Origin of the sequence: Pelagibacterium nitratireducens, from assembly GCF_037044555.1 — a bacterium.
Taxonomy (GTDB): domain Bacteria; phylum Pseudomonadota; class Alphaproteobacteria; order Rhizobiales; family Devosiaceae; genus Pelagibacterium; species Pelagibacterium nitratireducens.
On record NZ_CP146275.1, the window covers coordinates 2,220,674 to 2,245,492 of the forward strand.

Below are 24,819 nucleotides of genomic sequence, written 5' to 3' on the forward strand. Positions count from 1 at the left end.
CGGGTAATCCTCCCAGGGTTTCCTCAAGGCGATTGTCTCGCCCCTCCTCCATCAACCGTACCGTGGCTCCTCAACACACGGCCTCCGCGACACGGAGATGTAATCGATTACAAATGCACAGGCTGCGCGGGTTGCAATCGATTACAGACATCACATTCCATAATGTAATCGATGTCAAGGGGGCGTAATACCAAAGTCGCATATGTGGAAAATCGCCCGGATCGGCGGCGTTTCGCATAAGATTGCCAGCTGGCCGCAGCAAAAAAGGCAGCCGCCGAAGCGACTGCCTTTTTCATCATTGGTCGTATTTTGTCGTGCTTACGCTGCCTGGCGCGCGCGCTTGTTGCGCTGCTTGTTGCGGTTGCGCTGGGTCGCGGCTTTCGCGGGGTCGAAGGGCTTGGGTGCACCCTGCCCCTTGGACTGGGGCTTGCCGTTACGGCCCTGCGTGCGCTTTTTGGCCGGAGCTGCCGTTTTGCGCAGCGGACGTTCGCCGCCTGCGGTCGAGATCGAAAGTCCGGTCAGGCGCTCGATATCCAGCAGCAGGCCGTATTCTTCACCCGACACCAGAGCCACCGCCTCGCCCTCGGCGCCGGCGCGGGCCGTACGGCCGATGCGATGGACGTAGTTTTCGGCGACCTGGGGCAGCTCGTAATTATAGACGTGGCTGACACCGGGAATGTCGATGCCGCGCGCGGCGACGTCGGTCGCCACCAGCACACGGATTTCTCCGCCGCGGAACGATTTGAGCGTGCGATCACGCTGGCCCTGGCTCTTGTTGCCGTGGATCGAGCCCGAGGCAAAGCCGGCCGCAGCCAGAGTTTTCGAGAGCTTTTCGGCACCGTGCTTGGTGCGGGCAAAAACCAGCGAAAGCGCATCCTTGTCTGCCGAAAGCAATTGCTTGAGCAGCGAAAGCTTGGCACCCGGCTCAACGAAATGAGCGCTCTGGTTCACCTTGTCGGCGGTCTTGCCCGGGGTGGTCACCTGAACGCGGACCGGGTCCTTGAGATAGACGGCGGCGATTTCGTTCATCTGCTTGGGCATGGTCGCCGAGAACAGAAGCGTCTGACGCGGCTGACCGACAAGGCGCGAAATTTCGCGCAGCGCATGAATGAAGCCCAGATCGAGCATCTGGTCGGCTTCGTCGAGGACGAGATGGCGAGCCGAATCGAGACGAAGCGCCTGACGCTTGACGAGATCGAGCAGCCGGCCGGGCGTTGCGACGACGATGTCGCTGCCCAGCGCCAGCGCCTTGATCTGGGTTCCGATGGACATGCCGCCGACGACGGAATTGACCTTGATGGGCGAGCCCTTGGTGAAGGCGCGCAGATTGACAGCGATCTGGTTCACCAGTTCACGGGTCGGCGCCAGGATCAGGGCCTTGCAGGTTTTGGGATCGGGCTTTCCGGTCTTGGCCAGAAGCTGCTGAATGATGGGGAGACCGAAGGCTGCGGTCTTGCCGGTGCCGGTCTGGGCAAGGCCCATGATATCGCGGCCTTCCAGAACGAGCGGTATTGCGCGTTCCTGGATGGGCGTCGGATCGGAAAAGCCGAGCCCTGCGATGGCTTTAAGAAGATGGTCGTCGAGGCCGAGGGCCTGAAACTGAGTCAAATTATGTCCTTTTCCGGCAGCACCATTTGCGCGCCGGACACTATACGGTTTTGCCGCGCCAACTTTTAAAGCTGCGCGTCTGCCGTTGCGGTTGCAGATCCATCCAAACCCACGCGCCACATTGCGCACCGAGCGTCGGACCTGTCAGAACCCCGCGTGATCTGGGAACTTGGAAAAACATGCCGGTTCAAGGGGTCACCCGAAGCGGGGACGCGATGGCTGCTCACGCGGCAGCACCTAGCATGGGTCTCCATATCGGCGCTTGAGCGGGCAAAGTCAAGCGCCGACGATGTCACAGGCTGACAAGCGGCACGATTTGAGCTAGACGGCACAGGACGGCCCCGTAGCTCAGCTGGATAGAGCAGTAGCCTTCTAAGCTATTGGTCACAGGTTCGAATCCTGTCGGGGTCGCCACTCGCCTCTCTGCGCGCCACGGCACCGGATGTCGAAAATAGTGGTGGTACCATCTTGCCCGGCCCGTCGGGTCGCACCACATCAGGACGCAACGGATCGAGCTCGGTTCGCGTTGTTTCAGCAACAAGGAGACGCGTTATGTATAAGCACATTCTTATCGCAACCGATGGCTCTGAACTGTCCACCAAAGGCCTCGATCAGGGCCTCAAGCTGGCCAAGCAACTGGGCTCGAAGGTTACCGTCGTCACCGTCACCGATATGTGGGCGTCAGGCGCACTGGCCGTCGCCGGGCCGGCAACCATCGCCGAATATGATGAGTCGATGCAGGCGGCGGTGAAGGACATACTGGAGGAAGCGGCCCGGTTTGCATCGGAAAGCGGCGTCGATTGCGAGACACGACATATCGCGAACCGCTATCCCGCCGATGCCATCGTGGAAACCGCCCAGGAGACAGGGGCGGATCTGATCGTCATGGCCTCCCATGGCCGGCGCGGCTTTCGCAAGATGCTGCTGGGCAGCCAGACCACCGAGGTGCTTACGGCAAGCACGGTGCCGGTTCTGGTCGTGCGCTGATCGAACGGACGAGGCGGCGACCGCTTATTCCGCCGCTTGGTGCCCGGTTTGGACGCGCGCATGTTCAAGCCGCGCTCCCGCTTCCAGACCCAGTTCGGCCGAGCGGCCACCGGGAATTTCCAGGACGAAGCGAACCGGCTCACCCGAGGGGATCGGCGTGGTGTCCATGGGGATGGCATTCTCATGGATCCGAACGATTTCGCCGTCCGCCTTGATGAAGAGCATATCGAGCGGAATAAGGGTGTTCTGCATCCAGAAGCTGGTCGGCCGCTCATCGATGAAATCGAACAGCATACCGGCATCGGGCGCCAGTTCCTCGCGGAACATCAGGCCCCGCGACGTCTCCTCGGGCGTGTCGGCGATCTCCACGGTAAAGGTGAAGCTTTGGTCGCCTGAGTGAATAACCGCAAGGTCCTCACTATCCTGCGCGAGGGCCGGAGAAAGCGAGACGAGCAGCATCAGCGCCGACATTATGAGATTTCTGATAGCGCGCATGAGCCTTGGAACCTGCCGGGAATAAGCCGTCCTAGAGCCGTTGAGGATTTTTTTCGAAACTAATCCTCGGCCCTAAAACCTTAGTTTTGTCGCGTGCCCGAACCGCAAAACCGTTTCCATCCCCGATCGCGTCGAGAACATGCTTTTGCTGGACACGCTCTAGTGAGAAGACGGAGCGTCGCCCCAACCATCGGGGCGAATTTCGGCAACCATAAGGCCTTTTGGGCCATCACCATAGCGGGCGAGCACAAACTGGCCGGGGCGCAATTCGGTCAGGCCGAACTGGCGCAGGGTTTCCATGTGAATAAAAATATCGGGGTGTCCCTCGCCGGCGGACAAAAAGCCGAAGCCGCGTACCCTGTTGAACCATTTGACTTCGAGCCGTTCGAGCTTCGAGGTCGGCTCGACCTGCACATGCGTGCGCGCGGCGGGCATTTGCGCGGGATGACGGGCTGTCGATTCGTCCATCGAAACAATGCGGAAGGCCTGAAGGCCGCCGGGGCGATTGAGCGCCTCGACCACGATGCGCGCGCCCTCATAGGCCGTCTGATAACCGTCGCGCCGCAGGCAGGTCACGTGCAGCAGCACGTCAGAACCGCCGGTGTCGGGCACGATAAAGCCAAAGCCCTTGCCAGCATCGAACCACTTGATGGTCCCGACGACTTCTATGACGTCGAAATCAGTGGCCGGATTCTGGAGATCCTGGTCAGTCCCTTCGCGGTGAGCATCGTCGTGGCCCACACTCCTTGAGTCTGGCCCGGTGCCGGAAATGTTTTTCGCCCCCATGCGCAACGCCTTCCACACACGCCCCTGCAAATCCGCAGGTACTCATAACAATTGCGCACAGTCTGGCCGATTCAAGACAAAAAGTTAAGGACCATTCATAAATTTGTTGCCAGCAATTAACCATTGCGCCTTGCAAACCGCCGCTTGGCCACAGATGCCACCTTCTGCTAGCCTCGCTTACGCCCTGCCCCGACGGCGCTGGGGCATGACCACAACAGAGCCGGAGCCTTGCTTTGAAATATCTTCACACAATGGTGCGCGTTTCCAACATCGAGGAAAGCCTTCGCTTTTACGGCGAAGGGCTTGGCCTTGTTGAATCCCATCGCATCGAAAATGAAAAAGGGCGCTTCACGCTCGTTTTCCTGCACGCCCCCGGCGACGAGGGCGCCAAGGTCGAGCTGACCTACAACTGGGATCCCGAAGAGTATAGCGGTGGCCGCAATTTCGGGCACCTGGCCTATCGGGTCGAAAACATCTATGCGCTCTGCCAGCATCTGGCCGACATGGGATACACAATCCATCGTCCGCCGCGCGACGGCCACATGGCATTCGTCAAATCCCCCGACGGAATTTCGGTCGAATTGCTCCAGGAGGGCAATCTCGATGCGCAGGAGCCATGGGCTTCGATGCCCAATACCGGAACGTGGTAAACGCGTAACGGGAAATTAACCACGCTGATTGACCGGCGGTTAGGCAACCGCCGGTATTTTTGTGTCCGTGGCCTGGGACTCTTTCAACCCCGACACGGAAGTGGTTTTGATGCGTTTACTGTCTAGTTTGATCGTCATGGTGTGCCTGCTCGGCGCCTGCGCTCCGATGGCGATGTTCGCCTCGGGAAATGGCGCGGGATATAGCGGCCTGCGGTCCGACTGGGGAACCTATGTGTCCCATTCCAACGTCAATGCCTTCTGTCTTTCTCCCAAGCTGCGCCTTTTGATCTGGGATGTCGAAGGGCATTTCGGCAAGAAGGTGGTCATGAATTCGGGCTATCGCACGCCATGGCACAACGCCTCGGTCGGCGGCGCTGAAGCCTCGTTCCACACCAAGTGCATGGCTGCCGATTTCTACATTCCCGGCGTCCCCAAATCCCGCATCATCGCTTATGCGCGCAACAACGGACTGGTCGGCGGGCTGGGTTGCTACCCCGGTCAGAACTTCGTTCATCTCGACGTCCGCGACCGGCCGCGCGGCTATCGTGGACCGGTCACATTCAGCGGCTGTTGAAATTGAAATAAAATCGATTTTGGGTATTGCGCAATCGGAAAGCCCCCCCTATACACCCGCTCACTGGCCGACGCGGTGATCCGCAGACGCCCGCCGCGCCCTTCGTCTAGCGGTCTAGGACGCCGCCCTTTCACGGCGGAAACACGGGTTCGAGTCCCGTAGGGCGCGCCAACATTCTTCGTTGAGAAGATTTGGCTGTTTTTGCGTTGCATCCGATGGCGCGCAACGCTATCTATGCGGGCGACAAACGGTCCCCGAGGCCTTTCCGCTTTTCTTTGATCGCGGGAATGGTTCGGTGTCTAGGCGCCCTTCGTCTAGTGGTCAGGACGCCGCCCTCTCACGGCGGTAACACGGGTTCGAGTCCCGTAGGGCGCGCCAGACATTTCAATGACTTAGCTGGAATCGTCCCGTTTTGTCTAGTATCCGTCAAATATATCACCTTTGGACAGCCGCGAAACAGCGGCGGATTCGTCTTGCCCTCCCCTGCCCGGCCGAACATGATCGATGCATTCAAGATGGGGACTGTCAGATGCTAAGATTTTTTTTCGCAACTTCAGTCTGGATCACGACGAGTGTGGCTCTACCGCGGGTTTGGGGGTAGGCATGTCTAGAGACGACGAAGGATCTGGCCAAAGCAATTTGCCCGAGCCAGTAGCTAGGCAAGAGGAAAGGAAGTCAGGATGGCTCGCTTCCATCAATCCGCAAAACGCGGCGCGGGTTGTGAGGACGATAGGAAAACTTACGGGCATTGCTTCAAGGGTTTCTGATGGACTTTCGCAGAAATTACGCGAGAACAAGGGGCGCGACACCATAACTGCTGCGGTTGCTGAACGCCTTGCGGCTGGCATAAAGAACTCCGATCCGACGATGGAAAGGATATTCCAACGAGAAGCCGAACGCTTGGTGCGCGAGCAAGAAAATCTTGAAGAAATCGCTGACATTGCAGCAGAGAACCTTGGAGGTCGCAAAGAGTCGGACTTCCAGAAAGGTGATATTGAGGATGATTGGCTCTATCAATTTGAGAATGCTGCAAAAGGCTTTTCGTCGGATCGAATGAAGCACACTTTCGCGCGCATTCTTTCCGGAGAAATACTCAGGCCGGGGAGCTATTCACCAGCGACACTGAAGGCATTGGTTACACTAAGTTCTGAGGATGCGAAACTGATCGCCATATTCATGTCAATGGCGTTCACTACGACCGTAGGGTCGCTCACTCCGCAACTGATTAGTGCGGACCTAGTTCCAGGGTCGAACGGTTTACGTCCGTTTGGTTTGTCCTACGACAAGTTATCACTGCTGCAGCAGTGCGGCTTCCTATCCCCAGAGCTCAACACCCACCGAGAGGTTGGAGAGGCTCTATTCACTTTAGTGCCTGGCTTCATAGGCAGTTCGTTTGTCCGGTGGCAGCCATTGGCCGAGCCAAACAATGGGCGTCAAATCAAGCTACCAGGTTTATTGCTAACGAAGGTTGGCAGCGAAATTTCGCAAGTCGTGGAAAGGGGGGCTCCGCCACCGGAATATATAGAGAAGATAAAGGAGTTCTCTGAAAAAAAAATGAAACTCAAGCTGCTTCATACCTAGAACGCAAACGGCCCCGCCGAAACAGAGCCTTCACCTGGTCGATTGGCTTGCCTTGTCTGTCCACCTGAAACAAACCACCGAACGGCCCTGGCAGGTGATATGGTGTACTCTAACCAGTGAGGCACCATGACCACGACGTTCCTGATCCAGTCGTTCCAGCAACGCGGACGCAAGCTCGTTTCCGATCCACTGCAAAAGGCAAAGACCGCCGAAAGTGCCATTGCAACGGCGGAGCGGATTGCTCCGACAAAGGCCGGTGTGGTGGCCTTTTCCCAGGAAGTCGATATCGAAACCGACTGCTATGACGAGCCGCTGGTCCTGTTCAAAACAGGGGTGTTGCCCGCTGAACTTCTTGAGTGAGCACGCCGGTAAAATTTCTTTACTGGACCGACTCGGCTGATAAGGTCGCGGCACTTCCAACTCAATGACGGGCCTTTCCGCAATGACCGATGCCAACGCTCCGCTCGATGCCGTGCTTTCCCATGTCGATGCCAATGTCGACCAGAGCCTCGAGCGGCTGTTCACGCTTTTGCGGATTGCCTCGATTTCCACCGACCCTGCCTATGCCGGAGAATGCCACAAGGCAGCCGAGTGGCTGACCAATGAACTGCAAGGTCTCGATTTCGATTCTGCCGTGCGCCCTACCCCCGGCCATCCGATGGTGGTGGGTCATCAGCGCAGCGATGTCGGGCCGAATGTCCTTTTCTACGGCCATTACGACGTCCAGCCGGTCGATCCGATCGAACTCTGGACCAGCGAGCCGTTCGAGCCGAAAATTGGCGAGGAGAACGGGCGCAAGGTGATCCTTGCCCGCGGCGCGTCCGACGACAAGGGCCAGTTGATGACTTTCATCGAGGCCTGCCGGGCCTATAAGGCGGTGCGCGGAACGCTGCCGGTTGGCGTTACCGTATTGCTCGAGGGGGAAGAAGAATCCGGATCGCCGTCGCTGGACGGTTTTCTCAAGGAGAACGCTGCCGAACTCAAGGCCGACATTGCGCTGGTTTGCGACACGGACATGTGGGACGAGGAAACGCCCTCGATCATCACCATGCTGCGCGGGTTGATGGCCGACCAGGTCGAGATCCAGGCGGCGAGCCGCGACCTGCATTCGGGCATGTATGGCAACGCGGCGCGCAATCCCAATCAGGTGCTGGCCGAAATCATCGCCTCGCTGCGCAATCCCGATGGCTCGGTTGCCGTCGAGGGCTTTTACGACGACGTGCCCGAACTTCCCGCCGAGGTGGCCGAGCAGTGGAAGCGGCTGCCGTTCGACGAAAAGGCCTATCTGAGCGCTGTGGGCCTTTCCGAGCCCGCCGGCGAGAAAAACCGCTCAGTGCTCGAACAGATCACCTCACGCCCGACCTGCGAGATCAACGGTATGTGGGGCGGCTATACGGGCGATGGGTTCAAGACGGTGATCCCGGCCAAGGCGGGAGCCAAGATATCGTTCCGGCTGGTGGGCAATCAGGACCCGCACAAGATCCGCAAGGCCTTTCGCGCCCATGTCGAAGCGCGGGTGCCGGCAGATTGCACTGTGACCTTCCACGAACATGGTGCGAGCCCGGCATCGGTGGTGCCTTCGGACGGCGCCATGCTGCAAAAGGCGCTCGGGGCGCTGACCGACGAGTGGGGCCGTGAGGCCGCTATTGCGGGTTCGGGCGGCTCCATACCGATCGTGGGCGATTTCAAGCGCAAGCTGGGCATGGATTCGCTGCTGATCGGGTATGCCCAGACCGACGACCGTATCCACTCGCCCAATGAAAAGTACAATCTCGAGAGCTACCACAAGGGAATCCGGTCCTGGGTTCGGGTGCTCGACGCGCTGTCGAAATAACGGCGCAACCTGATCCAGAGCGAACCCGTTTCGTACTGATTGTCAGATCGATCGAAAGGGCAAGCGATGGCTAAGGTTGCATGGGTGCTTGGCGGTGGTTCGGGAATCGGCGCCGAGACGGTGAAACAGCTTTGCCAGCGCGGTTGGACCGTCGCCATTTCGGGACGACGCGAACAGCCGCTCAATGCGCTGTCGGTCAGCCATGGCGCGCGCCCCTACCCGCTCGACGTGACCGATTTCGATGCGGTCAAGACCACCCTCGCAAGCATCGCCGAGGAATTGGGCAAGATCGATCTCGTTGTGTTTTCAGTCGCTGCCTGGGAGGTTACCGAGCCGGGGCGGTACGATTACGAGAGCTACGCCAAAATCATAGACACAAACCTGTTGGGCGCCATGCGGATCATCGACCCGGTCGTCGCTCAGATGCGCAAGCAGGGGTTTGGCGAGATCGCGCTGGTGGCCTCGGTCGCGGGCTATTTCGGGCTACCGCGCTCGGCGGCCTACTCGTCGGGAAAATCGGCAATGATTACGCTGGCCGAGACCATGCGGACAGAGCTTGCGGCCGACAATATATCGGTGCGGGTTATCTGCCCGGGCTTCGTCAAGACCGACCTCACGGCCAAGAACGATTTTCCGATGCCGTTTCTCATGGAAGCCGACGATGCGGGCAAGCGGATAGCCGATGGCCTGCTCAACTCGAAAAAATTCGAGATTGCATTCCCCCTGCCGTTCGTCCTGATCCTGAAGACGATCCGGCTGTTGCCCTACCCGGTGTTTTTTGCCCTGATGTCGCGGCTGATTTCGCAGCCGTCGAAATGAGAACGGGCGGCGCAATGGCCGCCCGTTTCCTTATTGGGTCACCACTTCGGAGCGCTCGATCAGTGCGGTCAGTTCCTCGAGCTCAGCCGCATAGGAGCCGTAGGTCCGGATCCACCAGGCTGGCCAATCGCCAACCTGACCGGCCCGCACGGCGTCGATGATTTCCGCAAGCGGCTGATTTTCAACAGCAGTGCGGACGTCATCTCCGCTGCGGTCATCCAGGAGCAAAACATCGGCAGGATAGGTGTCGGCGTTTTCCCAGCTCAGGATGCCCCAGTATTCCCCTTCGGGAGCGTCCGGCACGACGACATCGAGCCCCCAGTTGGTGAAATCCTGCAATTCGGCCGCCCCGGCGGGAGCCGCTACCATCAGGCTCTCGTCGCTCGCATAGGCGGCCATGACCTGGAGCCCGGGCTTCTCGCTTGCCGCAGCGGTCAGTTCGGTACGAGCCTGCTCGAAAGCTTCGCGCTGGCTGGCGATTTCGGGTGCATCCAGATCGGCCCCGAGCGCCTCGGCGAGTTCGCCATAAGCCTCGATCAAACCGAGAATGGAAGCGCCCTGTTCAATGCCGATGATGGGCGCAACGCCGGAAAATTGGCCTTGCGGACTCATCTGGTCACCCCCGCTGTATGATTGGGTGCGCGGCCAGTATTCGGTAACGATCAGGTTGGGGTCCAGGGCCAGGAGGCTCTCGGGCTGCAGTTCGTTCCAGGCCGTGCGAATGACTTCGATCCCCGACAGGTCGAACTCGGCATAGCTTTTCCCCGAGGCGCTCTCGTCGATGAAAATTCCGACCGGGTTCACCCCGAACTGCATCAGCCCGGCTGCCGAGGACGAGAAGGCCACGATCCGTTCGGGCGGGTTGTCGAGGGTAACCGTGTTTCCCGCGCCGTCGGTGAAGCTCCAGTCCTGAGCCATGGCCATGGATGCCGTTGCCGCCATGAGGACGGCAAGGGCAGATGTGATCGTCAGGCGTTTCATGAAACGCTCCCTTATGCTTGGGTTACTGTTCGAGGGTCTCGGCGAGCATCGGCACGAAACGGTCCATCATCCAGGGGATCGACAGCGGCGAGGGAGCCGACAGCGCCATGACGAAGGCCCGATCGATCAGCGGAACGAAACGGTCGTTGGCAATGGGCTTCCAGCGCGCAAAAAGCGGGTTTGCCATGAGGGTGTCGAGATCGTCCTGGCTGGAGTACCAGGCAATGAAAATTTCAGCGTCGACGGTGTCGAGCTGCTCGAAGCTGACCTGCTGGACATAATTGTCGGTCGGCAGATCGTTTAGCGCCTCTGCCGGTACCAGCCCCAGGTCCTCCATCAAATGCACGCGGGGGTCCGAAGGGATATAGAACCCCACATTGCCCGCGTCCGAACCGCCGCCAAAGGCAAAGGTGCGGCCGGCAAACTGGGGATTGTCCGCCGCATACCGAGCGATGCCGTCCTGAGTGCTCGCGACAAGTCCGGCGGCCTCCTCGCTCCGCCCCATGGCAGCCCCGACAGTTTCGACCACATACTGCCAGCTGCCGGTCCAGGGTGCTTCCTTGAAGGCGACGGTTGGTGCGATGGCGGAGAGGCGGTCATAGTCGTCCTGGCTCAAACCGCTATAGGGGGCCAGGATCAGATCGGGCTCAAGTTCGAGAATCTGTTCGAACGGCAGGCCGTTGGCCGTGTCGAGGGCCAGGGGAAGGTCCGCGCCCAGATCCTCCACCGCTTCCTTTACCCAAGGCAGATAGCCGTTTTCATCGCCGCCCCATGTCTGGCTCTGGATGGCGATCGGAACCTCACCCAGCGCCAGGACTGTATCCTGAGCCATCCAGCTGAGCGTGACGATGCGTTCGGCTTCGGCGTCGATGACCGTCTCGCCATAGAAATGATCGAGGGTTACGGGAAAGGCATCCTGTCCGGTGGCAGGCATGGCAACGAGTGCGGCGGCGGATGCCGCTGCCAAGGCGATATGTCTCATGATGTCCTCATGTTTGAGCCGGTTGGGGTTCGGCGTGAGGAATCGAACCGCGGGGAATGACCATGGGCGTTTTGGCCAATGGATCTTCGATGATGATGCAGGGCAGTCCGAAGGCCTCTTCGACAAGGTCTGCGGTGATGATCTCGGCCGGAGCGCCTTCGGCGAGAATCTGGCCGTCCCGCATCGCGATGATGTGGCTTGCATAGCGGCAGGCATGGTTGAGATCGTGCAGGACGGCGACAACGGTGTGGCCGTCGCGCGCGTTGAGCGCGCTCAACAGCTCGAGCAGCTCGATCTGGTGGGCAATGTCGAGATAGGTGGTCGGCTCGTCGAGCAGCAGCATCGGGGTCTGCTGGGCCAGAACCATGGCCACCCAGACGCGCTGGCGCTGGCCACCCGAGAGTTCGTCGACCAGCCGGTGTGACAGCGGCGTGATCTTTGTGGCTTCCATGGCGCCCACGACCGCCGCTTCATCTTCCACCGACCATTGGCGGATGAATTTCTGATGCGGATACCGGCCGCGCGCCACAAGGTCGGCGACGGTTATGCCCTCGGGGGCAATCGAGGTCTGCGGCAGCAGGCCCAGACGGCGGGCGACCTCCTTGGCCGGGTAGTGCGAAATTGCCTTGCCGTCGAGCATGACCTGGCCCTGGCTGGGCTGGATGAGGCGCGACAGAGCCCGCAGCAACGTCGATTTTCCGCACGCATTGGCGCCCACGATAACCGTAAAGCCGGCGTCGGGGATCTGGACCGAAAGTTCGCGCGAGATCACCCGGTTGTCGTATCCGATGGTCGCCTTGTCCGCGGAAAGCCGCGACATGCCGGCCGGTCCGGCGGGATCGACATGCTTGTTCATTTTCAAATCCCCTGTCATTGCCGCCTGGCTTCCCGCATCAGCAGCCAGACGAAATACAGCCCCCCGATGGAGACGGTGACCACGCCCACCGGCAGCTGGGTTGGCGCAAAGACGCGCTGTGCCAGAAAATCCGCTACAGCGAGCAGCAGCGCGCCCATTGCCGCAGACGGAAGCAGCGCCACCCCGGCGGCTCCGGTCACCCGGCGGGCGATCTGCGGGGCGGCCAGCGCAACAAACGAAATCGGTCCGGCCACGGCGGTCGCGGTCGCCGTCAGCGCCACCCCGAGAACCAGCAGGGCCAGCCGCACAGGCTCGGCGCGAATACCGAGGGCGCGCGCTGCGTCGTCGCCCATTTCGAGCTGTTTCATGGGACGTCCCAGGATCAGCACCAGCGGCATCAGAACGCCGAGCACCACGAGCGTCGGCCAGAGCTTGTCCAGGCCGAGCCCGTTGAGAGAGCCAGCGCCCCATACGGCCGCGGCCATCGCCACCTCGAGCTTGGCGCGCAGCATCAGCCATGTGTTGAGCGAGGAGAGCATGGCGCTCATGCCGATGCCGACGATGATGAGCCGGAAGCCCTGCACGCCGCGCCGCCAGGCCAGCGCATAGACGGCGAGCGCGGTCAGCACGCCACCGAGCAAAGCTCCGCCTGCGATCTGATAATAATTGCCCGAAAAGACGATGATGGCGATCAGCGCGCCAGTGTAGGCGCCCGAATTGAAGCCGATCACGTCGGGACTGCCGAGCGGATTGCGGGTGAGCGACTGGAACACGGCGCCGCTCATCCCCAGGGCGGCGCCAAGGATGACCGCCAGCAGGGAGCGCGGCAGGCGCCATTCGACGACCACCATGTGGATTCGGCCATCGGCCTGCCCGATCAGCGCCGCGATGACATCGGGCAGCGCGACGGGATATTCACCACTCGCCAGCGCCAGCAAGGTAACACCGAGGGCGGCTGCGAACATGATGGCGACCAGCGCCATGACGCGCATATCGAGCCGCATGGTGACCCGGCCATCGAACAGGCGCAGAATTTTCGTGGGCCGGCCGAAATCGATGGCGCTCATAGTCCGCTTACCTTGCGCCTGCGGGCCAGAAGGATCAGCACCGGCGCGCCGATGAAGGCGGTGACGATGGCAACCTGGATTTCGCCGGGCCGCATGACAATGCGCCCGATGATGTCGGAGATCAAAAGCAGCACCGGCGCCAGAACAACGGTATAGGCCATGATCCAGCGTTGGTCGGGCCCTACGATCCAGCGCGCGACGTGCGGTACCATCAGGCCCACAAACCCTATGGGGCCGACGGCAGCGGTCGCACCGCCGGCAAGCAGTGTGACCGCGATCACGACCACCGTGCGAACGCGCACGATGTTGGCGCCCAGCGATTTTGCCAGGTCGTCGCCCAGCGCGACCGCATTGAGCGGACGGGCCATCAGGGCGGCCAGCAGCAGGCCGACAATGAGGAAGGGCGCCACTGTCGTCACCGCCTCATAGGTGCCGCCGCTCAGCGCACCGGCAGCCCAGAAACGCATGCGATCGAATGCCGTGGGGTTGAGGAGCGTGAGGGCCGTGGACACACCACCGAGGATCGCCCCGATGGCGACGCCGGCAAGGGTCAGCGTGACCGGGGTGGCCCCGTTGCGCCCCGATGAGCCCACGACATAGACCATAACCGTGGTGATGATGGCGCCGAGAAAGGCGAACCAGATGTAAGACTGCAGTGAGGTCATGCCGAGATAGCCCACGGCGATCAAAACGAAAAAGCTCGCGCCCGCATTGACGCCGAGAATGCCCGGATCGGCCAGGGGATTGCGGGTCAGAGCCTGAATGAGCGCACCGGACGTTCCAAGCGCTGCGCCGATCAAGAGCCCGAGCATCGTGCGCGGCAGGCGCAGGGTCCGGACGATGGCGTGGTCGTTGGAATCGTCATAGGCGAACAGCGCATCGATGACAGTGGGCACAGGGATGTCGCGGGAGCCGACGGCGATACTGGCGAGCACCGCCACGAGCAGCACTGCAAGGCAGATCATCAGCCCCAAAAAGCGCCGGGCATTGTTTGCGGCGACGCCGGGCCGGCGTGCAGCCTGAGCTTGTTCGGCAATAGCAGTCACGTGGCCAATCGCTCCGGCGATAGTCAGCGGAATTGGGCCTAGCTATATTTTATGATTTAGACAGTCAAGTTAAATGCGCCCGCGCGCCTGCGCTATTGCTGGCGCCGATATTGATAAATGCCGACGTCGATCGTGCCTTCGGTGAATCCGGCTTCGCAATAGGCCAGGTAGTAGAGCCATTTGCGCTTGAAAGCCTCGTCATAGCCGAGCTTTGCTATGGTATCCCAACGCTCGATAAACCGCTTGCTCCAAGCGCGCAGGGTGCGGGCATAATCGAGCCGGAAACAATCGGTCGCCTCGAGCACGAGCCCGACCCTGGATGCAGCCTCTTTCATCACCGTCTTGGTGAGCAGCATGCCGCCAGGGAAGATGTAGCGCTGGATGAAGTCGGGATAGGCCTTGTAGGTTTCAAAGTCACGCTCGGCGATGGTGATGGCCTGAATGGCGGCGGTGCCGCCCGGCTTGAGCCTGTCGTGGACGGTCTTGAAATAGTCGGGCCAGTTTTCCTCGCCGACCGCCTCGATCATTTCGATGGAAGCGACGTGATCGAAGGCGCCCCTGGTGTCGCGATAATCTTCGAAAACCAGTTCTCCGAAATCGGAGAGCCCCTGGCTCTCGAGCCGGTCGACACCGTATTTGAGCTGCTCACGCGACAGCGTGATCCCCCGCAAGTGCGCACCGGTCCGCGCGGCGGTCTCGGCAAAGCCGCCCCAGCCGCAGCCGATTTCGAGCACATGATGGCCCGGCCTTATGCCGGCCATTACCATGATGCGCTGATATTTGGCGCGCTGAGCCTCTTCGAGAGAAATGTCCTGACCGGCAAAATAGGCCGAAGAATAGGTCATGGAGGGATCAAGCCATTCGGCGTAGAAATCATTGCCGAGGTCATAGTGCTCGGCGATGTTTTTCTGACTGCCCTCTCGGGTGTTTGGCCGGGACATGTGGTAGGCCAGATCCTGGGCCGTGCGGCGAAAAATGCCGGGATTGGCCTTGTCGAAAATGTCGCGGTTCTGGAGAAAAAACCGGAAAAGAGCCGTAAGATCCTTAATCTCGATGTCGCCACGCATATAGGCTTCGGCAAAGCCGAGCGTACCGCGCCGCATTGCGGCCTTGAGCACCTTGAAATTATTGAGCTTGAGAAAGGCGTGCTCGCCGGTAGTGGCGTCACCCAGCGTGCGGCAGCGTCCGCTAGGGAACGTTACGGTTATGGCGCCCTTGTGCGGAATGCCCATCAGCGCTGCGCCGATTTTTTCGAGCAACACCGACTTGATCCGCGTACCCAAGCCGGGCCGCGGCTGCTCCCGATCAAACGTTGCCTGACTCATTGATTCTCATCCCCTGCCTACGGGCAACTGAAGCTGCTGTGTTTGTCCCTATACGAACCGGAAGCGGCTCCAGATTAGTGCGCCGACAGACGATCTTAACCGCCATGCCGGGCGATGCAAGTCTGGCTAACCCGGTATGGCTGCATCGATAATCCGCAATTGCACGGTTTCGCGGCCCTGCCAGTGATCAATATTGAGTGTACCGGCCACGTGCAGACGTTGGCCGTCGCGGGCCTTGAGCAGGGCTTCGCCCAAAGGTGTTCCGGCAGCGCGGAAGGCGATGGCCTTGAGGTTGGCACCGTCGCCTGAATTGACCGTGCAGCGCACATGCCCCCCGGCCCCGACAATGTCGGCAAAGCGGATCTGATGGGCGGGAAGCGCAAAGATGGGGGTGGGATTGCCGGAGCCGAACGGGCCGGCCCGCTCGATCTGGTGGATGAACTCTGGATTGGCGCCCCTGGCGGTGAGCGCCGCGTCGATTTTCAGCCCGTCTTCGGCGCGGGCCGCCAAAACATCGTCAGCAAGGGTATCGTTGAGGTATTGGCGGAAGGGTCCGAGTTGGCCCGGCGTCAGCGTCACCCCTGCCGCCATGGCGTGGCCGCCACCTTTGGCGATGATGCCGCCGCGTACGGCGTCGACGACGGCGGCGCCCAGATCAACCCTGGGTATCGAGCGGCCCGAGCCGGTGCCGCCACCATCGGCGCCCAGGGCAATGGCAAAGGCGGGGCGTCCGAAGCGTTCCTTCAAACGTGCCGCCACCAGCCCGACGATGCCCTGATGCCAGTCCGAGGAGCCGGTCACCAGCACCGACGGTCCGGGGCCGTCACCGATTTCCATTTCCGCGGTGGCCATGGCCTGTTCGACGGCAGCGACCTCAATGCGCTGGCGTTCGGCATTGAGCTCGTCCAGGCGCTGGGCCAAGGCGAGCGCTTCGTACTCGTCATCGGTGGACAAAAGTCGGGCTCCGAGCCCGGCATCTCCAATGCGCCCACCGGCATTGATGCGGGGCCCGAGTACGAAGCCCAGGTGATACGCATTGGCCGGGCCAGAGACGCGAGCCGCGATAGCCAGGCTCGAGAGCCCGACATTTTTCCCGGCCCGCATGACGTCGAGGCCCCGCAGCACGAAGGCGCGGTTGAGTCCCTTGAGCGGAACCACGTCGCATACCGTGGCCAGGGCCACCAGATCGAGCCATCCCATGAGGTCGGGCAGGCCCGCCCTGCCCGCTTCGCGAAGGACCCGGTTGGTGGCAACCAGCACCATGAACGCTACGCCGGTGGCGCACAGGTAACCGAGCCCGGAAATGTCGTCACGACGGTTGGGATTGACCAGCGCGTCGGCATCGGGAAGCGTATCGGGCGCCAGGTGGTGGTCGATGACCAGAACATCGGCGCCAAGCGATTTGGCATGTGCAATGGGCGCGTGGCTGGCGGTACCGCAATCGAGGGTCACGATCAGTGAGACGCCCTGTTCGACAAGGCTTTCCATGGCCGCGTTGTTGGGCCCGTAGCCCTCGAATATGCGGTCGGGGATATGGGTGGGCGGATTGAGCCCGAAATGGCGCAGATATCGGACCATAAGCGCCACGGCGCTGGCGCCATCCACGTCATAGTCTCCAAACAGCCCGATGGGTTCGTTGTCGATAATGGCGCGGGCCAGGCGCTGGGCCAATGCGTCCATGCCGGCCAGCGTCGACGGGTCGGGCATCAACGCGCGAATGGTCGGTGCAATAAAGGTCTGGGCGTCCTCGACCGCGACACCGCGCGCGGCGATGATGCGGGCCAAAATTTCCGAGAGGTCGGTCTGCTGGGCGATGGCGCCCGCCATGCGGCCAGCTGCAAGGTCGAGCCGATCGATCCAGCGCTTGCCACAGACCGATCTTTCAACGTTGAGAAAGGCTTGGGGCTCTGGCTTCATGGGGTATCTATAGACGGTGATGCGGTTTGATCGATAGCCCGATAGCGGTTTTTTTGCACCGAATTTGCATCGGGCCGGCAACAAGCGCACGCGGCGAGGGAACATCCGCCGCCTTATCGCCGTTTTTCTCGCGGACGGGTTGCCGATCGCCCCATTACTGGTTCTTTCGAGGGATTACCAATGAACACCAAGCTCATTTTGCCATTTGTATTGATTTCCACGCTGGCGCTGGCGGCCTGCGAAAACAGCAGCGACGCGCCCGAGACTCCCGATCCCGACGCTGGAAATCCCGAAGCTTTCGCAGAGCCTTTCGAGGAGACCGATACGCCGAGCGAAACGATGTCGGCCGAGGAAATGCAGCAGCGCCGCGAGGAAATCGAAGAGGATGCCCAGCAGACCTTCGAATCCATCATGGAGGAGACAGAGGAAACCGGGGACAATCTGGTGCAGATGGGCGACGATGCGATGAGCGCGCTGAGCGAACAGATGACATCGGCCTCGGACGCCATCGCAGTTCAGATTGACGGGCTCGTGGCCAATGCCGCCGAGGTCCGCGACGACAATATGACCGACGAGCAAAAACTGCAGGTCGTGGCCAATGTGCGCAATGCCGCCGAGGAGGCGGCGCGCGCGCTGGGACAATCGCCGCAGGAAGTGATTGCTGCAGGCGATACCGCTGAGGAACGCACACGAGAGGTTCTGGGACTGGAGTAAACGCCCTGGCGGCGAGGCGACGATCACTGCCTTGCTGTGCGGTTCCTGGGACAACAAATCTGCTTGCGCCGCGTTAAAAATGCGGCGTAGGCACTTGGGAATATGCGGAACCGACCCCTTTAGCTCCTATCCCGACCGGCCGTGCTCGGCGGTGATCCAGCGGATGGTATGAGACCAGGAGCGCATGACCACGCTGGAGGTGACGATCTTGCGCGGCATGAGCTTTACGCCGCGAAGCAGGCTGCCGTCGGTCACGCCGGTGGCCGCAAACAACACATCGCCTTTTGCCATGTCCAGGGCTGAAAATTTCGTGGTGGGGTCGGAATGGCCCATCTCGCGGGCCTGGGCGCGCTTGTCGGGCGTGTCGAGAATCAAGCGGCCCTGCATCTGACCACCCATGCAGCGCATGGCGGCGGCGGCCAGCACACCTTCTTGTGCGCCGCCCGAGCCCAGATAGATGTCGATGCCGGTGTCGTCGCTGTTTGCCGCGTGAATGACGGCGGCAATATCGCCGTCCGGCAGCAGTTTGACGGCCACGCCCAGATCACGCAGTTCGGCGATCAGTGCAGCGTGGCGCGGACGGTCGAGCACGCAGGTGACGATATCGGCCGTGGCGACGCCCTTGGCCTTTGCCAGCGCCGCGACATTTTCGGTGGCGGTCTTGTCGAGATCAACGATGCCGTCGGGATAGCCCGGGCCGATGGCGATCTTTTCCATATAGGCATCGGGCACCCGCAGCAGGGCGCCGCGCTCGGCAAAGGCCATGACGGAAAGGGAGTCCGAGAGGTTCTTGGCGCACCCGGTCACGCCCTCGAGCGGGTCGACGGCGACCTCGATATCGGGACCCTTACCAGTGCCGACGGCTTCCTCGAAACCGAGCAGGGGGGCATTCCGGCCCTCCCCTATCACGACCGTGCCGGCGATATCGATGTGGCTGAGTGCCAGATGCATGGCCTCGACGGCGGCCTGATCGGCGCGCATCTCGTCGCCGCGCCCACGCCAACCGGCCGCCGCGATGGCGGCGCGTTCGGTGATGCGGGCGATCTCAAGGGTGAGATTGCCATCGACCTTGGCTTGGACTGGGGCGGACTGGGCCACGGGTCAGAACTCCTCGATACGGATCAATTGAGGCTGTCCCACGATAAACCCGTCCCTGGCAATCCGTTCAAGCGCTTCGCGCACAGCACTTTCGATCGTTTCATGGGTGATGAGCACCACCGTGCGCGAGGTTTCCTCCTCGACGCCGGGCTCGCTGGCGCGCAGATCGGGGCGCTGAATGACGCTTTCGAGCGAGATGTTGCCCTCGCCCATACGGGTGGCGATGGCGGCGAGAGCGCCGGGAACATCCCTTGCATTCAGTCTTATATAATAGCCGCCTTCATGAATGCGCATGGGCGCGCGTTCGCAGGGCTTGAGCTCTGAACTGGGCACGCCGAGGGGCGGAACCTGGGTGCCGCGGGCGATGTCGAGAATGTCGGACAGCACCGAAGCCGCTGTCGCCTCGCCGCCGGCACCTGGTCCGGCCAGAAGCAGCTCCTGGACGTGGTTGGTTTCCAGCGCCACGGCATTGAGAACACCATCCACGCCGGCGATGGCGCTCGATTTTCTGACTAGCGTTGGATGCACGCGCTGCTCGATCCCGTTTTCGACCTTGCGGGCCATGCCCAGCAGCTTGATCTTGTATCCGAGGTCTGCGGCAACTTTTATGTCAGCCTGGGTGATGCGCGAAATGCCCTCCACAAGCACCTGATCCGCCGAAATTTCAGTTTCAAAGCAGAGGCTCGCAAGGATGGCCAGCTTGTGGGCCGTATCGAATCCTTCCACGTCGAATGTCGGATCGGCCTCGGCATAGCCAAGGGTCTGAGCGTCCTTGAGGCATTCCTCAAAGCCGATTCCCTCGTTGCCCATGCGGGTGAGGATATAATTGCAGGTGCCGTTCATGATGCCGTAAACGCGCGTGATGGCAGCCGAGCCGAGCCCCTCGCGCAGCGTCTTGATGACCGGTATGCCGCCCGCCACGGCCGCTTCAAATCCCAGCTGGGCATGGGCGGCCTCGGCTGCTGCGGCAAGCGCCACGCCGTGCCGCGCCAGAAGAGCCTTGTTGGCCGTGACGACAGGACAGCCGTTTTCGAGCGCGGCTGTAACCGAAGCAAGGGCGGGACCGTCCTCACCGCCGATCAGTTCGACATAAAGGTCGATTTCGCCCGAACGGGCCAGGGCGACGGGATCGTCGAACCATTTGAAAGGCGAGATGTCCACACCCCGGTCGCGCGAGCGCGAGCGGGCGGAGACCGCCGATACGATGAGCCGACGCCCAAGCTTGCGGGCGATGGCATCGCCATCTTCAGTGAGAATGCGGATGAGTGCGGCGCCGACAGTGCCCAGGCCGGCAATGCCGATGCGCAGCGGGCGCATTTCCTCGCCTTCGCCACTGGCATAGACCTGCATGGCGCGCGCGATGCGCTGGCGGGTTTCGCTGCGCGGCTCGCGGCCTTCGCGCAGATCGAAAACAAAGAGCGGGTCTCCGGCGATCTCCCGGCCGAACCGGGTCGGTGTCCAGCCGCGTTCGGAGATGAAGGTCTCTATGGAGGATTTGAAACTGTCGATATCACTCATGGTCGCACGCAGGTTTGAGATTGCGCGCGACCATGAATAGGAATTTGCCTACACGTCAACCCTTGTGAGGGTGAAACCTCAGCCTTTGGCCAGCGGAACGACGTTTCCGTTGCTGGCCTGGCCGCCAAGGAACTTCTTGATGGCCCGTGCAGCCTGACGAATGCGCTGCTCGTTTTCGACAAAGGCCAGGCGCACATATTGGTCGCCATATTCACCGAAGCCAACGCCTGGCGCCACCGCAACGCCGGTCTCCCGGATCAGCAGCTTGGCAAATTCGAGGCTACCCAGATCGGCGAACTGGTCGGGGATCGGGGCCCAGGCAAACATGGTGGCTGCCGGGCTCGGGATGTGCCAGCCGGCGCGGCCAAAGCTTTCGACCATAACGTCACGGCGATGGCGGTAGATGCCGCGCACCTCCTCGATGCAGGAATCATCGCCATTGAGCGCGGAGGCGGCCGCCACCTGAATGGGGGTGAACGCGCCATAATCGAGATAGGATTTAACGCGCGCCAGGGCCGCGATCAGCCGCTCGTTGCCCACGGCAAAGCCCATGCGCCAACCGGGCATGGAAAAGGTTTTCGACATGGACGTGAATTCGACCGTCACGTCCATTGCGCCGGGCACTTCGAGCACCGAATGGGGCGGTTCGTCCTCGAAATAGATCTCGGAATAGGCGAGATCGGAGAGGATGAAAATCTCGTTGCGGCGGCAGTAATCCACCACTTCCTTGTAGAAATCGAACGAGGCGACATAGGCCGTGGGGTTGGCCGGGTAGTTGAGAATCAGCGCGATCGGCTTGGGGATCGAATGGCGCACGGCCCGGTCGAGCGAGCGCATGAAATCCTCGTTGGGATCGGCCGGCATTGACCGCACGACGCCACCCGACATGATGAAGCCGAACGAGTGGATGGGATAGGTCGGGTTGGGCACCAGCACCACGTCGCCCGGCGCGGTGATCGCCTGGGCCATATTGGCAAAGCCTTCCTTGGAGCCCAGCGTTGCAACGACCTGGGTGTTGGGATCGAGCTTTACGCCGAACCGGCGGCCATAATAGGAAGCCTGGGCCTTGCGCAGGCCGGGAATGCCGCGCGAGGTCGAATAGCGATGGGTGCGCGGATTGGCGACCGTTTCCTTGAGCTTTTCGACGATATGGGTGGGCGTCGGCAAATCGGGATTGCCCATGCCCAGGTCGATGATGTCGACGCCTTCGGCGCGCGCCTTGGCCTTGATCGGGTTGATGTGCTCGAACACATAGGGTGGCAGGCGGCGGATGCGATGGAATTCTTCGCTCATTTTGTCCTCGATGGGATCGGGTGCGATCCCGTTATGTCCCGGCGTCGCGGCGCGAATGGGACGCGCGGCGAACAGAGACGCAGTATCTGGCTATCATGGTGTTCAAAGTGTGAACGGGGCGTCCGCATCAGACAAAAAGACCGGCCGCGCCGTGGTCTTTACCGGCCCTGTCGCTCCTTTAAGGAAAGAGCGGCAGAGCCTCGATAGCGGTCGCCTCGGGATAGCCGAAGGCCACGTTGAAGTTCTGGATCGCCTGCCCGGCGCTCCCCTTCACCAGATTGTCGATGGCGGCGATGACGATGACCCGGCCGGGAATGCGGTCGTCAAACACATTGATGACGCAATAGTTCGAGCCGCGCACATGGCCGGTCGACGGGATGAGGCCCTTTTCGGCCACGCGGATGAACGGTTCGCCGGCATAGGCATCGGCGAGGACCTTGCGCACTTCGTCGGCATTTTTGGCGCTGTCGAGCTTCACATGCGCGGTAATCAGTTCGCCACGGCTCATGGGGATGAGGTGGGGGGTGAAGTTTACGGCAACCTTCTTTCCCGCGGCCAGGCCGATTTCCTGTTCGATTTCGGGCGCGTGACGGTGCACGCCGACGCCATAAGGCGTCAGGCTTTCGCCGGCTTCGGCCAGAAGCGTATTCTGCTTGGGTGCCCTGCCCGCTCCGGTGACGCCCGATTTGGCGTCGATGATGAGATCGTCGGTCGAAATCGCACCAGACTTGACCAGCGGCAGCAGCGCCAGCAGCGTTGCCGTGGGGTAGCAGCCGGGACACGCGATGATCTTGGCGTTTTGGATCGCATCGCGATTGTGCTCGGTCAGCCCGTAAGCGGCCATGTCCTGCAAATGGGGCGCAACGTGATCTGCGCCATAGACCGGACCGTAGTCCTCGGCATTGCGGAACCGGAAGTCGGCCCCCATATCGATGACACGCAGGGAGGAATTTTCTTGGGCGATTTCGGCAACCAGTTTCTGGCTCGTCCCGTGTGGAAGCCCGCAGAACACCACGTCGATATCGGAGAAATCCACGTCCTCGTTGGCCACCAGGTCGGGCAGTTCGGCCACGGCCAGATGCGGAAACACCGAAGCCATCGGCTTGCCAGCATGGGTGTTGGCGGTCAGTGCCACAAATTTGAGGCCCGGATGACGCACGCCAAGTCGCAAAAGATCAGCTCCGGTGTACCCGGAAGCACCAAGAAGTGCGGCTGTCTTAGGCGACTGCATCTGACTTGCCCTCGTTGTCCGATTGTGTAAATGAAACACGCGAGGGGTCGTCATAATGCTCTGTAACGACAATGTAAATGACCCACGCGCCATGAGCGCACCCGCCGCGGCAGGGGTTTTGAGGTGAAGATGACAAAGCGCATTGCGATGGCCACCCTGGGCACGCAAGGTGACGTTCAGCCTTATGTTGCCCTGGCGCGAGCGATGATCGCTCAAGGCTATTCGGTCGTCATCGGCACCACCGATGATTTCGAACCCATGGTCACCGGATATGGCATCGAGTTCTGGAGCCTTGGCCCCTCGATGCAGGAGTTCGTCAAACAGAGCCAGTTCGAGCGGGCCATGAACCAGAACCTTCTGGTCAACGCCCCCGCCCTGCTCCGGCAGGGCCAGAAGATCGTGGATCGCGCCGCGCGCTCCGCCTGGGACATGGCCCAGGGCGCCGACTGCATCATGCTCAACATGAACACGAGCTTTTCGATCGATATCGCCGAAGCGCTCGATATTCCCGCCATCGTTGCCGCGCTGCAGCCGCTCAATTCGACGAGCGAATTTCCGCTCTGCATCTATTACGGGCCGACATTCGGGAAAACCATCAACCGGCTGACCTATTCGACGATGACCGTGCAGCAGATCTATTACAATCTGCCGCGCAACAAGCTGCGTCGGGAGCTGATGGGGCTGGGACCGCGCAAGAACGGGGGGTTCTTCAAGGACACTGACGGCACCCCGCTGTGGACGCTGAACGCCTATTCCGAAACCATTTCACCGCGTCCGCGCGACTGGCCGAAAACCTCGATCGTCACCGGCTACTGGATGCTGCCAGACAATTCGGGCTGGCAGCCTTCCGAAGAGTTCAAGACGTTCCTCGATGAGGGGCCACTCCCGATCTATGTGGGGTTCGGGTCCATGCCGTGGGGTGCGGATCGCAATACCGATATATTGCGCGAGGCGCTGACCATGTGGGATGGCCGCGTGGTCGTGGGACGCGGCTGGGGGGGCATCAAGCCCGACGATCTGCCTTCGGACCGGGTCTATGTTATCGACCGGGCACCGCACGACCAGCTTTTCAAATATGTGAAAGCGGTGGTCCATCATGGGGGCGCGGGGACCACGGCCTCGGGTCTCATTCTTGGCAAGCCGACCTTCATCGTGCCCCAAATGGTCGATCAGCCCTACTGGGGTGGGCGCGTGCATGAATTGGGCTGCGGGCCAAAACCCGTGCGCCGCCGCAAGCTGACGGCGGAGGCGCTGGCCGATGCGCTCAGCCAGCTCGATTCCAACCCGGGCTTTGCCCGCAACGCCGAAAAGATCGGCGCGCAATTGCGGGCCGAAGACGGGACCGGCAAGGCAATCAAGGTTATCGAGCGGGTCATGGCCAATTACCATCCGCGCAGCGCGCGCCAGCTGGCATAAAAAAAACCGGCGACTGTCTCCAGTCGCCGGGTTCTGCTTTG

Annotated in this window: 23 protein-coding genes and 3 tRNA genes; 12 read left to right on the plus strand and 14 right to left on the minus strand. The window is 61.2% G+C overall.

The window, feature by feature from the left end; all coding sequences use genetic code 11:
* Nucleotides 1–318: 318 nt before the first annotated feature.
* Entirely contained in the window at nucleotides 319–1,608 is a 1,290-nt protein-coding gene (locus V6617_RS11005; protein WP_338607021.1) for a DEAD/DEAH box helicase, read from the minus strand.
* Between the two features lie 337 nt (nucleotides 1,609–1,945).
* On the opposite strand from V6617_RS11005, the gene V6617_RS11010 reads away from it, so the two are divergent.
* Both V6617_RS11010 and V6617_RS11015 read left to right on the plus strand, forming a co-directional pair.
* Nucleotides 1,946–2,022: transfer RNA gene (locus V6617_RS11010), tRNA-Arg, on the plus strand.
* Nucleotides 2,023–2,160: 138 nt separating this feature from the next.
* Nucleotides 2,161–2,595 carry a universal stress protein gene (locus V6617_RS11015; RefSeq protein WP_338607022.1) on the plus strand — a complete coding sequence of 145 codons (435 nt, stop codon included), beginning with the start codon at nucleotides 2,161–2,163 and terminating at the stop codon, nucleotides 2,593–2,595.
* 24 nt (nucleotides 2,596–2,619) lie between these two features.
* On the opposite strand, the gene V6617_RS11020 is transcribed toward V6617_RS11015, so the two are convergent.
* Nucleotides 2,620–3,090: a DUF192 domain-containing protein gene (locus V6617_RS11020; RefSeq protein ID WP_338607023.1), complete on the minus strand. Its 471-nt coding sequence runs from the start codon at nucleotides 3,088–3,090 to the stop codon at nucleotides 2,620–2,622.
* A gap of 159 nt (nucleotides 3,091–3,249) precedes the next feature.
* Complete coding sequence (locus V6617_RS11025; RefSeq protein ID WP_338607024.1) at nucleotides 3,250–3,876, minus strand: cold-shock protein; 627 nt, start codon at nucleotides 3,874–3,876, stop codon at nucleotides 3,250–3,252.
* A 233-nt stretch (nucleotides 3,877–4,109) separates the two neighbouring features.
* Here V6617_RS11025 and V6617_RS11030 point away from each other — a divergent pair, with 233 nt between their 5' ends.
* The 8 genes from V6617_RS11030 (at nucleotide 4,110) to V6617_RS11065 (ending at nucleotide 9,334) form a co-directional block, all read left to right on the plus strand.
* A complete protein-coding gene (locus tag V6617_RS11030; protein ID WP_338607025.1) occupies nucleotides 4,110–4,526 on the plus strand; it encodes a VOC family protein in 417 nt (138 codons plus the stop codon).
* A 109-nt stretch (nucleotides 4,527–4,635) separates the two neighbouring features.
* Nucleotides 4,636–5,100 carry a YcbK family protein gene (locus V6617_RS11035; RefSeq protein ID WP_338607026.1) on the plus strand — a complete coding sequence of 155 codons (465 nt, stop codon included), beginning with the start codon at nucleotides 4,636–4,638 and terminating at the stop codon, nucleotides 5,098–5,100.
* Nucleotides 5,101–5,195: 95 nt separating this feature from the next.
* Nucleotides 5,196–5,271, plus strand: a tRNA-Glu gene (locus V6617_RS11040).
* A gap of 132 nt (nucleotides 5,272–5,403) precedes the next feature.
* Nucleotides 5,404–5,478 (plus strand) — tRNA-Glu (locus tag V6617_RS11045).
* Nucleotides 5,479–5,703: 225 nt separating this feature from the next.
* The gene (locus tag V6617_RS11050) at nucleotides 5,704–6,681 is read left to right on the plus strand and encodes a DUF2806 domain-containing protein (protein WP_338607027.1); all 978 of its coding nucleotides are present in this window, start codon (nucleotides 5,704–5,706) and stop codon (nucleotides 6,679–6,681) included.
* Nucleotides 6,682–6,807: 126 nt separating this feature from the next.
* Nucleotides 6,808–7,041: a hypothetical protein gene (locus V6617_RS11055; protein WP_338607028.1), complete on the plus strand. Its 234-nt coding sequence runs from the start codon at nucleotides 6,808–6,810 to the stop codon at nucleotides 7,039–7,041.
* A gap of 82 nt (nucleotides 7,042–7,123) precedes the next feature.
* Nucleotides 7,124–8,515 carry a dipeptidase gene (locus V6617_RS11060; RefSeq protein ID WP_338607029.1) on the plus strand — a complete coding sequence of 464 codons (1,392 nt, stop codon included), beginning with the start codon at nucleotides 7,124–7,126 and terminating at the stop codon, nucleotides 8,513–8,515.
* A 66-nt stretch (nucleotides 8,516–8,581) separates the two neighbouring features.
* Nucleotides 8,582–9,334: an SDR family NAD(P)-dependent oxidoreductase gene (locus V6617_RS11065; protein ID WP_338607030.1), complete on the plus strand. Its 753-nt coding sequence runs from the start codon at nucleotides 8,582–8,584 to the stop codon at nucleotides 9,332–9,334.
* A 30-nt stretch (nucleotides 9,335–9,364) separates the two neighbouring features.
* On the opposite strand, the gene V6617_RS11070 is transcribed toward V6617_RS11065, so the two are convergent.
* The 7 genes from V6617_RS11070 to recJ form a co-directional block, all read right to left on the minus strand.
* Nucleotides 9,365–10,315, minus strand: a complete 951-nt coding sequence (locus tag V6617_RS11070; protein ID WP_338607031.1) for an ABC transporter substrate-binding protein — start codon at nucleotides 10,313–10,315, stop codon at nucleotides 9,365–9,367.
* Nucleotides 10,316–10,337: 22 nt separating this feature from the next.
* A complete protein-coding gene (locus tag V6617_RS11075) occupies nucleotides 10,338–11,297 on the minus strand; it encodes an iron-siderophore ABC transporter substrate-binding protein (RefSeq protein ID WP_338607032.1) in 960 nt (319 codons plus the stop codon).
* A gap of 7 nt (nucleotides 11,298–11,304) precedes the next feature.
* Nucleotides 11,305–12,153, minus strand: a complete 849-nt coding sequence (locus V6617_RS11080) for an ABC transporter ATP-binding protein (protein WP_338607033.1) — start codon at nucleotides 12,151–12,153, stop codon at nucleotides 11,305–11,307.
* 14 nt (nucleotides 12,154–12,167) lie between these two features.
* The gene (fepG, locus tag V6617_RS11085) at nucleotides 12,168–13,220 is read right to left on the minus strand and encodes an iron-enterobactin ABC transporter permease (protein ID WP_338607034.1); all 1,053 of its coding nucleotides are present in this window, start codon (nucleotides 13,218–13,220) and stop codon (nucleotides 12,168–12,170) included.
* A complete protein-coding gene (locus V6617_RS11090; protein ID WP_338607035.1) occupies nucleotides 13,217–14,266 on the minus strand; it encodes an iron chelate uptake ABC transporter family permease subunit in 1,050 nt (349 codons plus the stop codon). Before V6617_RS11090 ends, fepG begins: the two co-directional genes overlap by 4 nt.
* Nucleotides 14,267–14,358: 92 nt before the next feature.
* A complete protein-coding gene (locus tag V6617_RS11095) occupies nucleotides 14,359–15,591 on the minus strand; it encodes a cyclopropane-fatty-acyl-phospholipid synthase family protein (protein ID WP_338607036.1) in 1,233 nt (410 codons plus the stop codon).
* A gap of 126 nt (nucleotides 15,592–15,717) precedes the next feature.
* Entirely contained in the window at nucleotides 15,718–17,508 is a 1,791-nt protein-coding gene (gene recJ, locus V6617_RS11100) for a single-stranded-DNA-specific exonuclease RecJ (RefSeq protein ID WP_338607037.1), read from the minus strand.
* 180 nt (nucleotides 17,509–17,688) lie between these two features.
* Between recJ and V6617_RS11105 the strand changes: the two genes are divergently transcribed.
* Nucleotides 17,689–18,222, plus strand: coding sequence for a hypothetical protein (locus tag V6617_RS11105; RefSeq protein WP_338607038.1), 534 nt, complete (start codon nucleotides 17,689–17,691; stop codon nucleotides 18,220–18,222).
* 126 nt (nucleotides 18,223–18,348) lie between these two features.
* Here the strand turns inward: V6617_RS11105 and glpX are convergent, their stop codons facing one another.
* The 4 genes from glpX to argC form a co-directional block, all read right to left on the minus strand.
* Entirely contained in the window at nucleotides 18,349–19,320 is a 972-nt protein-coding gene (glpX, locus tag V6617_RS11110; protein WP_338607039.1) for a class II fructose-bisphosphatase, read from the minus strand.
* A gap of 3 nt (nucleotides 19,321–19,323) precedes the next feature.
* Complete coding sequence (locus V6617_RS11115; protein WP_338610691.1) at nucleotides 19,324–20,637, minus strand: homoserine dehydrogenase; 1,314 nt, start codon at nucleotides 20,635–20,637, stop codon at nucleotides 19,324–19,326.
* Between the two features lie 279 nt (nucleotides 20,638–20,916).
* A complete protein-coding gene (locus tag V6617_RS11120) occupies nucleotides 20,917–22,131 on the minus strand; it encodes an LL-diaminopimelate aminotransferase (protein ID WP_338607040.1) in 1,215 nt (404 codons plus the stop codon).
* Between the two features lie 178 nt (nucleotides 22,132–22,309).
* Nucleotides 22,310–23,362 (minus strand): N-acetyl-gamma-glutamyl-phosphate reductase, encoded by a 1,053-nt coding sequence (argC, locus tag V6617_RS11125; protein WP_338607041.1) that lies wholly within the window; start codon nucleotides 23,360–23,362, stop codon nucleotides 22,310–22,312.
* Between the two features lie 129 nt (nucleotides 23,363–23,491).
* Between argC and V6617_RS11130 the strand changes: the two genes are divergently transcribed.
* Nucleotides 23,492–24,778 carry a glycosyltransferase gene (locus V6617_RS11130; protein ID WP_338607042.1) on the plus strand — a complete coding sequence of 429 codons (1,287 nt, stop codon included), beginning with the start codon at nucleotides 23,492–23,494 and terminating at the stop codon, nucleotides 24,776–24,778.
* Nucleotides 24,779–24,819 lie beyond the last annotated feature (41 nt).